The sequence below is a fragment of the Lelliottia sp. JS-SCA-14 genome (assembly GCF_035593345.1).
GTDB lineage: Bacteria > Pseudomonadota > Gammaproteobacteria > Enterobacterales > Enterobacteriaceae > Enterobacter > Enterobacter wanjuensis.
Window position 1 is genome coordinate 3,260,709 of the sequence record NZ_CP141606.1, and the last position, 13,013, is coordinate 3,273,721.

General features: G+C 55.7%; 8 protein-coding genes. 2 read left to right on the forward strand and 6 right to left on the reverse strand.

Annotation, left to right across the window (positions count from 1 at the left end):
• Positions 1–146 precede the first annotated feature (146 nt).
• From U9O48_RS15240 to U9O48_RS15260, 5 genes are all read right to left on the reverse strand, one after another.
• Positions 147–1,790, reverse strand: a complete 1,644-nt coding sequence (locus tag U9O48_RS15240) for a multidrug ABC transporter permease/ATP-binding protein (RefSeq protein ID WP_285149273.1) — start codon at positions 1,788–1,790, stop codon at positions 147–149.
• A gap of 76 nt (positions 1,791–1,866) precedes the next feature.
• Entirely contained in the window at positions 1,867–2,517 is a 651-nt protein-coding gene (gene alkB / locus U9O48_RS15245) for a DNA oxidative demethylase AlkB (RefSeq protein WP_324722753.1), read from the reverse strand.
• A complete protein-coding gene (gene ada, locus U9O48_RS15250; RefSeq protein WP_324722754.1) occupies positions 2,517–3,581 on the reverse strand; it encodes a bifunctional DNA-binding transcriptional regulator/O6-methylguanine-DNA methyltransferase Ada in 1,065 nt (354 codons plus the stop codon). The genes alkB and ada overlap by 1 nt, the downstream gene beginning before the upstream one ends.
• 72 nt (positions 3,582–3,653) lie before the next feature.
• Complete coding sequence (gene apbE / locus U9O48_RS15255; RefSeq protein ID WP_324722755.1) at positions 3,654–4,709, reverse strand: FAD:protein FMN transferase ApbE; 1,056 nt, start codon at positions 4,707–4,709, stop codon at positions 3,654–3,656.
• A gap of 117 nt (positions 4,710–4,826) precedes the next feature.
• A complete protein-coding gene (locus tag U9O48_RS15260) occupies positions 4,827–5,945 on the reverse strand; it encodes a porin OmpC (protein WP_282495140.1) in 1,119 nt (372 codons plus the stop codon).
• Between the two features lie 741 nt (positions 5,946–6,686).
• On the opposite strand from U9O48_RS15260, the gene rcsD reads away from it, so the two are divergent.
• Complete coding sequence (gene rcsD / locus U9O48_RS15265; protein WP_324722756.1) at positions 6,687–9,359, forward strand: phosphotransferase RcsD; 2,673 nt, start codon at positions 6,687–6,689, stop codon at positions 9,357–9,359.
• Between the two features lie 16 nt (positions 9,360–9,375).
• Positions 9,376–10,026 carry a response regulator transcription factor RcsB gene (gene rcsB / locus U9O48_RS15270; protein ID WP_015959795.1) on the forward strand — a complete coding sequence of 217 codons (651 nt, stop codon included), beginning with the start codon at positions 9,376–9,378 and terminating at the stop codon, positions 10,024–10,026.
• A gap of 51 nt (positions 10,027–10,077) precedes the next feature.
• Here rcsB and rcsC read toward each other — a convergent pair whose 3' ends face one another.
• Entirely contained in the window at positions 10,078–12,924 is a 2,847-nt protein-coding gene (gene rcsC, locus U9O48_RS15275; protein ID WP_285149268.1) for a two-component system sensor histidine kinase RcsC, read from the reverse strand.
• Between the last annotated feature and the right edge of the window lie 89 nt (positions 12,925–13,013).

The following is a 13,013-nucleotide window of genomic DNA, read 5'->3' on the forward strand; positions in this document are numbered from 1 at the left end:
GAAATAAGGTGATATCAAGCATAGCCTGAGGGAATGTAAATGATAATAAACAAATGGCCGGAAGGGTGAAAAAAGCGGCGGGTGGTGCATGTTTTGACGTTGAGTAGGCCGGGTAAGGCGAAGCCGCCACCCGGCATTTTTGGGGATTACGCCGTACGCGCCACCGCATCCCGCGACGCGGCATCGCGCTCGTCGCCGGTCAGCTCGCTGAGCTTGCCGTCACGCATCTCGAGCAAGCGGTCGGCATGAATGAAGTAGTGGTCGTCGTGGCTGATGGCAAAAATGGTTTTGCCCATATCCTGCATCAGCGGCAGCAGCACCTGATAAAACTCGCGACGGAAGTGCGGGTCCTGATCGGCCGCCCATTCATCCAGCAGGATAATATCGCGCTCTTCTGCCAGCGCCAGCAGCAGCGCCACGCGCTTTTTCTGCCCTTTCGACAGCTTGAGATTGAGGATTTTGCCGTCCTGAAGCTCCAGCTTATGCGACATTTTCAGCTGCTCCAGCCACTTCGCCACCAGCGCAGGATTAGCCGGTTTGCCTTCCGGCCCTAACAGCTGGTCAAACAGCCAGACGTCGGTAAAGACCGCGGAGAAGAGCTTGCGATAATCTTCCGGTTTCTCGACGGACACCGCCTGACCATCCAGCAAAATCTCACCCGACTGCGGCTGATACAGCCCGGTCAGGAGCATCGCCAGAGTCGATTTCCCGCTGCCGTTGCCACCAATCAGGAACAGCAGCTCACCACGGTGGATGGTCAGGTTGACCGGGCCGACGGCAAAGTTATTGTCCTGATAGTGGAAAGTGACGTTACGCAGCTCCAGCGTTTTCCAGTTCGGGAAGGCTTTAGGTCGCGGGAATTCCGCGCGGAACGGTGCCAGCGCAAACTGGTTCAGCTTTCTGAACGCCACCTGAGCGCTGAGCAGCGTCGGCAGCGCGCCCACCGCGGAGAGCAGCGGCGTGCGCAGAAACAGCAGCGTCAGGGAGTAAGTCGCCGCTACGTTGGTATCCGCCCAGCCGAGACTGTTCGCCATCCAGAACACCAGGCCAATCGCGCCCAGCATCATAATGTTCGACCAGTTCACCGCGCTCAGGTGGAAGGTATCGGCGCGGATAATGTGATGCCGATACTCGCGCGCATCCGGGATATAGAGATTATTGAAGATATGCTCGGCGCGCTCGCGGTTCAGGGTCAGCTCTTTGCGCCCTTCCAGCACCGTCTGGTAGTCGTTATAGAGCTTATCCTCCGTTTCGCGCAGCACCGCCATGTGCTTGTACACGCGCGACACCAGCAGATAGCCGCCCCAGATGGTGACGACAATCCAGATTGCGGTCACGGCCAGCATTTTGGTCGACAGCCAGGCGAGATAAGCGGCCGAGCCGAAGGTCAGGATAATCCCCTGCACCAGCTCCGGCAGACGGACAAAGGCAATGGTAATCGCCCTCACATCGCTGGTCAGCCCCGCCAGCAGGGACGCGCTGCCCAGTTGCTCAATGCGTTCAACCTGAGTGTCGAGAATACGTTTGATAAATTCGCCGCGCAGGCGATAGACGAAATGGTGCCCCAGCGCCGTCAGCGCCAGCTGCGAGGCCAGCGTCACTGCCATCAACAGCAGCAGCAGGCCAAGAAACTCGGGCAAGACCGACAGTTGCGTATCGACCATTTCAATCAGACGCACGTTAATAAAGGCGATAAGCCCAATGCCCAGCGCGGCGCTGGCAAGGCTGAGCGCCATGACCGCGACAAACGGCCAGCGGTACTGACGCCAGACAAGGAGAAGTAGTTGCATGCAAAGCAATCCGGACAAGAAAAAACAGCCAGCAGTGTAAACTGCCCGACGGTTACATCAAGAATAATTCTTATTTTTATTCGCTATCAGAGGCCTGACGGAAGGTCAGATTATAGCGATACTCCCCCGCCAGCGGATGCACGCCGGGTTTAAGGGGTTGAATCCCGTGATAAAAGAGCCGCGATCCCCCGCCCCACACCACCACATCGCCGTGCTCGAGCATCAGGCGTTTGAGGGGATCGTTGCGACGTAAACCGCCAAACTGGAAAATGGCTGGCAGGCCCAGCGACACCGAAACAATCGGCGCGCCTAAGTCAGGCTCGTCTTTATCCTGATGCAGCGACAGTTTCGCCCCCGGCGCGTAGCGGTTGACCAGGCAGGCGTCGGGCTGAAAATGCGGATATCCCGCGGCGACAGCGGCCTCATGACAGAGCGCGCTGAACGCGGCGGGTATGGCGGGCCAGGGGTGTTGCGTCAGGGGATCGACGGGAGAATAGAGATACCCCCGCTCGTTGGTCGTCCAGCCGAGCGCGCCGCAGTTGGTCATCGCCACCGACATGGTGTAGCCGCCCGGCGTGACCATGTGGCGAAACGGCGAGATCTCCGCGACCGCGTCGATGGCCTGAAACAGCGCCTCTGCACGGGCCAGCGCGAAGCGGCGCAGAATGACCGCGCCGGGGGCTAACGGCTCTTCCCAGGGATCGCTATCCGCAAAGAGATCCAGCATCACTCCTCCTGATGATTCGCTTCTCGCTGCAACAGCTGCGCTTTGCGCGCCGTTCCCCAGCGATAGCCTGATAAAGCCCCGTCGTTTCGCACCACACGGTGACAAGGGATGATAATCGCCAGTTTGTTGGCCGCGCAGGCGCTCGCCACCGCCCGAACCGCTTTAGGTTTGCCGATGGCGCTGGCGACCTGCTGGTAGCTGGCGGTTTCGCCGCAAGGGATCGCGCGCAGCGCCTGCCAGACCTGCTGCTGGAACGCGGTCCCGCGAATATCCAGCGGCAGGGCCAGTGCGGTGCCGCTGTGGTCGAGACTGTGGATCACCTGCTGCAGTCTGGCCGCAAAATCCCCCTCGGGAGATTCCGCCTGCGCATGGGGGAAGAGTGTTTGGATCTCTTCTATCAGCGCACCGTCGTTATCTCCCAGCAGGATCGCGCAGATCCCGCGTTCGCTTTCTGCCACCAGACAACGGCCCAGTTTGCAGTCGCTGATCGCGTAGCGCACAGCCACGTCACTTCCGCCGCGGCGATACTGTTTCGCTGTCATCCCCAGCGCGTCATCGGCTTTGCGATAGTAGCTGCTGCTGTCGGGGAATCCGGCGGCAAGGACGGTATCAGTAATGTTGTCGCCCTGCTGCAGCGCACTGCGTAAACGCCGCGCGCGCGCCGCCTGCTGCCAGGCTTTGGGCGTCAAGCCGGTGACGGACTTGAACAGGCGATGAAAATGGAACGGGCTCATGGCGACCTGCTCCGCGAGCGCGTTGAGCGTCAGGGTCGAATCCTTTTCCAGCAGGCGGCAGGCTTTTTCGATTTGGGCCATCTTCAGCGCCTGCGGATCGGCTTTGTCCGGCGCGCAGCGTTTGCAGGGGCGAAATCCTGCCTGCTCAGCATGAGCGGAATCGGGATAGAAACTCACATTTTTGCGCAGGGCGTGACGCGCCCGGCAGGAGGGACGGCAATAGATGCCGGTCGTCTGGACGGCAAAAACAAACTGGTTATCGGCGTGAGCATCGCGGGCCAGCACGGCCAGCCAGCGTTGCTCATCGGTATTCAGGGTCAGGTTTTTCATCATCGGCTCCTCTTACATGCATACTCATACAATGCCCGAGTGCCACTGAACAAAAACCCGCAACCTTGCTTTTTAATTTTGTTCGCTGACGACGAAGCTCTGGAACTGCGGTGACATCCAGGTTTTAAACGTGTCACCCTCTTTGGTGATCATGTACACCGCCAGCCCTTCCTGACGCACAACCTCTTTGGCTTTTTCCGGCCCGAGAACCATCAGCCCGGTGTCCCAGGTATCGGCTTCCAGCGCAGTCGGCGCAATCACAGTGACGGAAACCAGGTTATGTTCGATCGGGCGGCCAGTTTGCGGATCGATGACGTGCGAAAGACGCTTCCCGTCCAGTTCGTAATAGTTCCTGTAACTGCCAGAGGTGCTGATCCCGTGGCCGTTGATGTCCACTACCGCCTGCACCGCATTCTGGGTGTCGGTCGGTTTTTGGATCGCCACACGCCAGGGCTTGTCGCTGGCATTCAGACCCCGGCTCACCAGTGCGCCGCCCACGGAAACAAGGTATCGCGGGATCCCCTCCTGGGTCATCAGCGCGGCGAGATGATCTGCCGCATAGCCCTCGCCGACCGTCGACAGGTCAACAAACAGATCGGGAATGTCTTTTTGCAGGTACTGCTGCCCGTACTGATTGATCACCGTCAGGTGTTGCAAACCGGTACGCGCACGGGCGTCGTCGATTTGCGCCTGATCGGGAATATGCTCTGGCTGTTTCGTCGGGCCGAAGCCCCACAGATTCACCAGTGGCCCGACGGTGATATCCATCGAGCCGTTCGTTTTGTAGCCAATATGCAGCGCCTCGGTGACGATATCGGCCATCGCTTCGCTGACCGGCCACAGGGAGGTGCTGTTCGACAGATTGAAACGCATCAGCGCGGAGTCGTTTTTATAGGTGGAGAGCAGCTGATCGTCAGCGTCGAGCTGAGACTGAATTTTATCGCGCAGTTCGTCCGCACGTTTGGCGTCCACATTCATCATGCTGACGCGCCAGAAGGTCCCCATGGTCTTCCCTTCCAGCACCGTCGCAGCGGGGGCCGCAGGTTTTACCGCAGAGGTGGAGGGGTCGCATGCCGCCAGTAAGAAAAAGCTCGCCAGAAGGCCGGCGCGCCAAAAAGTCATGTCCATTCGTTATTATCCTCATGCCTGGGCGGCAAGAGTATACCAAAACAGGTCACTGGTAAGACGTTATTAATAGAACAGAAAAAGGGGCCAGTTGGCCCCTTTTGTGTTACTGAGCGTGTCTTAGAACTGGTAAACCAGACCCAGAGCGACGATGTCATCAGTACCGATACCAGCCTGACGGGTGAAGTTGTTTTCATCCAGCAGGTTGATTTTGTAATCCACGTAGGTGGACATGTTTTTGTTGAAGTAGTAAGTCGCGCCAACATCAACATATTTCAGCAGATCCTGATCGCCGAAGTTGGTGGTATTGTTGCTTACGTCCTTACCTTTGGACTGCAGGTAAGCCACGGATGGACGCAGACCGAAGTCGAACTGGTACTGTGCAACCACTTCGAAGTTCTGCGCTTTGTTGGCGAAACCGTAGATGTCGCTGCTGCTCTGGGAGTCACCGAAACGGGTTGCGTTGTAGGTCTGAGAGTACTGCGCTGCCAGGTAGATGTTGTTAGCATCATATTTCAGGCCGCCGCTGTACACTTCTGCGTGATCGCCTTCGCCGTACACGCCTGCAGCATTCTGGTCAGCAGTACGTTTAGAGGAGGACATCGCACCACCTACGCTGAAGCCTTCGCCCAGGTTGTAGGTCAGGGACGCGCCGTAGCCGTCGCCGTTCTGTTTCAGCGTGCTGCGACCGGTGGTGTTTTCACCGCTGACGCTGCCGTTTTTACCCTGATACTGCAGAGCAAAGTTCAGGCCATCAACCAGACCGAAGAAGTCCTGGTTACGGTAAGTTGCTACACCGTTAGCACGAGACTGCAGGAAGTTGTCCGCACCGTAGGTGTCGCCGCCGAATTCTGGCAGTACGTCAGTCCATGAAGTCACGTCATAGATAACGCCGTAGTTACGACCGTAATCGAAAGAACCCGCGTCAGCAAATTTCAGACCCGCGAACGCCACACGCGTCCAGGACTGGTTGTCGCTTTCAGTGGTGTTGCCCTGAACCTGGTATTCCCACTGGCCGTAACCGGTCAGCTGATCGTTGACCTGAGTTTCGCCTTTGAAGCCGATACGCATGTAGGTCTGATCGCCATCAGCACCTTTGTCGTCGGAGAAATAGTGCAGACCGTCGACTTTACCGAACAGATCTAATTTGTTGCCGTCTTTGTTATAAATTTCAGCCGCATTTGCTGCGCCTGCTACCAGCAGAGCTGGTACCAGGAGGGACAGTACTTTAACTTTCATTTTATTAACCCTCTGTTATATGCCTTATTATGCCACTGCTTACCGGTTAACCCTCTTAACCGATCGGCAACTTCATTCTCCGCAAAATTACAGAATAATCCAATAAGAATATGATACGAAAACTTTGAAGATGTTTCATATGTCTACAAACATGTTTCATTTTGTAAATAAGAGGGAACTTTTCAATAGCACGAAGAGCTAAAAAATAAAGCACTAATAATCAAAGAAGGGATGCAGTTCATAAATATCAGTCACTTAGATCAATATATCTTTACCGCACTGATTGTCAAAACAAAACCTGTCTACATCACTAAAATAACTCTCGCTATCATCATTAACTTTATTTATTACCGTCATTCAGTTTTGAATGTCTGTTTATCCCTAATTGAGCCGAGTGCACATGCATTCGGTTTTTTTTTACTCTTCTTTACGTAACCTGAATTATTATGTGCTACCGCACTGAAATCATAACAACTATTAATTAATTCGATTACGCCCTAAAATCCCCTTCTTCGCATTTTAACAATTTTTAATTTCTTGTTAATTAGTGCTATTTTTCGTTTATCTTGCCCGCTATTTGTACAGCCAGGTTCCGTTTGTACACTTTCAGAGCCGTTTTACTGACTGATATTTAACGCAGAAAAAGTCCCGCTGGTCAGGCCAGGATGCTGGAAATTCAGGTATTACCCTTTATACTGCCCTCTCCCCCTTACGTGCGGCCATATCGGGTTAAACATTGCAATGAGTCAGTCTGAAACCACAGCAACAGGTAAGTTCTCCCTTCTTCCCGGGAGCATCACCCGCTTCTTCCTTCTATTGATCATCGTGCTGCTGGTGACGATGGGGGTGATGGTACAGAGCGCGGTTAACACCTGGCTGAAGGACAGAAGCTATCAGATTGTCGATATCACCCACGCGGTGCATAAGCGCATTGACACCTGGCGTTACGCGACCTGGCAGATCTACGACAACATTGCCGCCGCACCGGGAAGCGCATCTGGCGAAAATTTGCAGGAGACGCGTCTAAAGCAGGACGTCTATTACCTTGAGAAAACGCGCCGTAAAACCGAGGCGCTGATTTTTGGCTCGCACGACAGCGCGACCCTTGAGATGACGCAGCGGATGTCCACTTATCTCGACACCCTGTGGGGCGCGGAAACCGTGCCGTGGTCGATGTACTATCTGAACGGTCAGGACAACAGCATGATCCTGATCTCGACTCTGCCGCTGAAAGATCTCTCTTCCGGATTTAAAGAGTCCACCATCGGGTCGATCGTTGATTCCCGCCGGGCAGAGATGCTCCAGCAGGCGAACGCCCTCGATGAGCGCGAAAGCTTCTCTTCTCTGCGCCGTCTGGCGTGGCAGAACGGTCACTACTTTACCCTGCGCACCACCTTTAACCAGCCGGGGCATCTGGCCACTGTTGTCGCCTTCGATTTACCGATTAACGATCTGATCCCGCCGGATATGCCGCTGGACAGCTTCCGCCTGGAGCCCGATAACTCGGCGCAGAACATGCGCACCCCAGCGGATAAAAAAGAGAGCCCCGAGAGCGCGTCCATCACCTTTAACGGTTCGAAGATAGAGATTGCCTCGCCGCTGAACTCGACCGGTATGCGCCTGGTCTGGCAGGTACCCTTTGGCACCTTGCTGCTGGATACCCTGCAAAATATCCTTCTGCCGCTGCTGCTGAACATCGGCCTGCTGGCGCTGGCGCTGTTTGGTTATAGCACCTTCCGCTTCCAGCCGGGCCGTCAGAGCGAAAGCCTGTCGTCATCTGGTTCCAGCAACGAACTGCGCGTGCTGCGGGCGCTGAACGAAGAGATCGTCTCTATTCTTCCGCTCGGGCTGCTGGTGCATGATCAGGAAGCCAATCGCACGATCATGAGCAACAAGATTGCCGACCACCTGCTGCCGCACCTGAATTTGCAGAACATCACCGCGATGGCCGACCAGCACCAGGGGGTGATTCAGGCCACCATTAATAATGAACTGTACGAGATCCGTCAGTTCCGCAGCCAGGTCGCCTCTCGCACCCAGATCTTTATCATCCGCGATCAGGACCGCGAAGTGCTGGTGAACAAGAAGCTGAAACAGGCCCAACGCCTGTACGAGAAAAACCAGCAGGGCCGCGCGGTGTTTATGCAAAATATCAGCGATGCCTTTAAACGACCGCTGAAAGAGCTGGCCAGCCAGGCGGCGAGTATTAGCGCGCCGGAAAGCCAGCAGATCGCCAGTCAGGCGGATAACCTGGTACGCATGGTGGACGAGATCCAGCTCGCCAATATGCTGGAGAACGATACCTGGAAAGGTAACGCCACCCTGTTCTCCATTCAGGATCTGATTAACGAAGTGGTGCCGGAAGTTCTGCCGGTGATCAAGCGCAAAGGGCTGCAGCTGCTGATTAACAACCACCTCCCGGCCAATGATAAACGCCACGGCGACCGCGACGCCCTGCGCCGCATTGTGCTGATGTTGATTCAGTACTCCGTCACGACGACGCAAATCGGCAAAATCACGCTGGAAGTGAGCAGCGACGAATCCGCCGAAGATCGCCTGACGTTCCGCATTCTCGATACCGGCGAAGGCGTGACGCTAAGCGAAGTCGACAATCTGCACTTCCCGTTCCTCAACGATACCCAGAGCGACCGCTACGGCAAAGCCAACGCCCTCACCTTCTGGCTGTGCGATCAGCTGGCACGCAAACTCGGCGGTCATCTGAACATTAAAGCCCGCGAGTCGCTCGGCACGCGCTATTCCCTGCATGTGAAAATGGCCGCGACGCCGCAGGAAGAGGATGAAGAAGGTCTGCTGGATGACGTGGTGATCATGGTGGATGTGACCTCGAGCGAGATCCGCAACATCGTGGTTCGTCAGCTGGAAAACTGGGGCGCGTCCTGCATCACTCCGGACGAAAGGCTTACGAGTCAAGAATATGATCTGTTTTTAACTGATAATCCGTCTAATCTTACTGCCTCGGGCTTGCTTTTAAGCGATGATGAGTCAGGCGTGCGAAAAATCGGCCCTGGCCAGATGCGCGTCAACTTTAATATGAGCAATGCGATGCAGGAAGCTGTACTACAACTAATAGAGGAGCAGCTGGCGCAAGAAGAGATCCTGGAGTCCCCGTTGGGTGGCGATGAAAATGCCGAACTCCATGCCAGCGGATATTATTCGCTCTTCGTAGATACAGTACCAGATGATGTTAAGCGGTTGTATACTGAGTCCGCAGCGAAGGATTTCGCCGCGCTGGCACAGACAGCACACCGGCTTAAAGGGGTGTTTGCCATGCTCAATCTGGTTCCGGGCAAGCAGTTATGTGAAACGCTGGAACATCTCATTCGCGAGAAAGATGCTTCTGGCACAGAAAAATACATCAGCGACATTGACGCCTACGTCAAAAGCTTGCTGTAGCAAGGTAGCCTTATACATGAACAATATGAACGTAATTATTGCCGATGACCACCCGATTGTACTGTTCGGTATTCGCAAATCACTTGAACAGATCGAGTGGGTGAATGTTGTCGGTGAATTTGAAGACTCTACAGCACTTATCAATAACCTCCCGAAACTTGATGCCCATGTCCTCATTACCGATCTCTCCATGCCTGGAGACAAATACGGTGATGGGATTACGCTGATCAAATACATTAAGCGCCACTTCCCGAGCATTTCGATCATCGTTCTGACGATGAACAACAACCCGGCGATTTTAAGCGCCGTGCTGGAACTCGATATTGAAGGGATTGTGCTCAAGCAAGGCGCACCAACCGATCTGCCGAAAGCGCTGGCTGCGCTGCAGAAAGGTAAGAAATTTACCCCGGAAAGCGTCTCTCGTCTGCTCGAGAAAATCAGCGCCGGTGGTTACGGTGACAAACGTCTGTCGCCGAAAGAGAGCGAAGTGCTGCGCCTGTTCGCCGAAGGTTTCCTGGTCACGGAGATTGCCAAGAAGCTGAACCGCAGTATCAAAACCATCAGTAGCCAGAAGAAATCCGCGATGATGAAGCTGGGTGTCGAAAACGACATCGCCCTGCTGAACTATCTCTCTTCGGTAACACTGAGCGCGGTCGACAAAGACTGATTCCGCTCTGCCATTAAAAAACCCGGTCGCGCTCGCGCTGACCGGGTTTTTTTACGTCCTGGATTTCCGGACCCGCTCGGCGTAGACCGACAGCGTCTGCTTGATCACATCCAGCGTCACCGGTTTCGACAGACAGCTGTCCATGCCCGACTCGAGACAACGCTGCTTCTCTTCCGCCAGCGCATTCGCCGTCACGCCGACAACCGGCAGCGTCAGGCCGAGCTGACGGATACGCTGCGTCAGGCGATAGCCGTCCATATTCGGCATGTTGACGTCGCTGAGCACGATATCGATATGATTTTTGCTGAGCACGTTCAGGGCATCGACGCCGTCATTGGCCGTCAGGCACTGATAGCCCAGCGATCCGAGCTGATCCGCCAGCAAGCGGCGGTTGATCGGATGATCATCGACCACCAGAATCATCATGTCATCGTTCATCGCAACGGTTGAGTCCGGTGACGGCAATACTCTCACGCCGTCATTTTCGTCCACTTCCACACGATAAATGTGCGCCAGGAGATGCATCAGTTCATGCGGCGTGGCGACGCTGTGCGTCCATTCACCCGGCACCCGCTCCTGCGGAATGCCAATATGACGACGGCAGAAGATAATCGCCGCTCTGCCCTTCCACGACGGATCGACTTCAGCGTCCGTGATCAGCGTATCGTCATCGCCCGTGGCCTGGCCTTCGTAACGCACAATATTCAGACCCCGGCTCGTCAGCATTGACTCCAGGAAGGCATACAGCGAGGCGTTATGCACCGCCAGCCAGCAGGTTTTCCCGCTCAGACCTTCCGCAGGGGCTTTGACCGGATACCTGGCGGAGTAAAGCGGGATGCGGATCGTGAACTGACTGCCCATGCCCGGCTCGGTATCGACCGAAATATCGCCGTCCATCATGCTGATCAACTGCTCACAGATCGCCAGACCCAGCCCGGTTCCCTGGAAGTTACGCTGCACGCCGGTCCCGACCTGGAAGAACGGATCGAACAGTTTGACCACCTCTTTGGCTGGAATACCGACACCCGTATCACGCACACGAATGCTGAGGTAATCCCCGGCGCGGGAGACGTGCAGCACAATGCAGCCCACATCGGTGAATTTGATGGCGTTGCTGAGCAGGTTTGAAATCACCTGCTGCAGGCGCATCGGGTCTCCGTGCAGCGTCAGCGGCACATCAGGCTCGATAAAGCAGTACAGCCCCAGCTGTTTGCGCACCACCAGCGGCATATAGTTGGCGCTGATGTGGTTCATGACCTCGCGCGGGGAAAACTCGCTCGGTTCGATTTTCAGCTGCTCGGACTCAATTTTGGAGAAGTCGAGAATGTCGCTGATGATTTTCAGCAGCAGGCTCGAAGAGTTGTTCATCGCCGTCACCAGACGGTCGACCCCCTTCGGCAGCTCTTTGGTTTGCAGCAGATCGAGGTTCCCGATAATCCCGTACAGCGGCGTGCGCAGCTCGTGGCTGACGGTCGCGAGGAACATGGATTTCGACTGGCTGGCCTGTTCCGCCGCCTGCGCCATCTCCTGCAGCGACTCTTCCATCTTCACGCGCGAGGAGACATCCACCAGCACGCAGATCGCCACGTTCTCGTTGCGATAGCGCGAGTGAACAAAGCTGATTTGCAGGTTGGTATTGTTGCTGGTTAACACGTCGACGAAATTGACCTGCTGACCGCAGATGATTTGCGTCAGCCGCTGCCGGTCCTCATGCGTCAGCATGTTCAGATAGTTATGCGCCAGCTCATTACTGAGGATATTAGTCCCGTCCTGAGTGCGCAGAATACAGATCCCGACCGGCGCCGAGGCCACAATTTTGCGGTTGAACTGCTCGTGCTCTTCCAGCCGCTGGGCGTCGCTCTCCGCCGGGATGAAAATCTTGCGTTCGTACATTCGCGCGAGGGTAAAGAGCGCGATCCCGACCAGCACATTCAGCAGAATGGCGTTAAGGATCAGCATCCGAATGCGTTCCAGCACCATATCCACCGGCACGGAATAGACAATGCTCAGGGAAGACGGCGGCAGGCTTTTCTTCAGCACCAGGTCGCGGAAGCCCGAGGTATAACCGAACCAGGAGCGCTCCTGCATCCAGCGCGGATCGACTTTCAGGCGATCTTCCGGCCCGGTCAGCGAAATCAGCTTATGGCCGTTCTCATCGAGAATGGTCACGCCCATCGGCAAACTGCCTGGCGTGAAGAAGTTCTCCATGCGAATAGTCTGCTCGGTGCCCAGCAGAGCCTGGAGACGATTAGCCAGATAGACCGGCGTCAGGGCATAGAAATAGCCGACGCCCGGACGCGGACCCTGGCTAATCCAGAAGATATTGTTGCCGCGCTCTTCCTGCGGGGCGTTACGGTATTTGATGATGCGTTCGTGCAGGCTTTTCAGGGCATCTTCGCGTTCGACAGGCACATCGCGCAGACCGAAATCGGCCATACAGAGGTTTTCGCTGCCGATGAGGAACACGCGGTTGAGATCGTAGGCTGCCGAGAAGTTATCGCGCCAGTAGCGCATGAACCAGGCCAGCGACTCAAGGGAGCCGCGCCAGGTGTTGCCCATCGCCGAACAGTCGGAATCGGGGAAGAGCGGCTCGAAGTCCGGGACTTCCGTTTTATCCTCTCGCCCGCGGGTGGCGAGAATGCCGTTCTCCGCCGTCAGCCGGTTTTCAGCAATGTACTTCAGCTCTTTCATCACGTCAGACGTGCGCTGAATGTAGCGCTGGGCCTGATCGGAGCTTAGGTTGAACTCCTGACGGATCTCGGACTCCTTCTGATGCAGCGCGTTGACGATGTAAAACACCGAGAACAGCGCCACGAGTAACCAGAGCAATAACGCCAGCGCCCGGAAAAGATAGCGAGAGACTTTAAGCGTGGTACGAAAGGAGACGAGGTATTTCAAGGGGGCGAAGCTCCGCCATCAGGGTCAAAAAGAATGTGGTTAAGGTAGCGGTAAACGCCGTTTGCCGCAATGTTCGCTTGTCTGCAAAA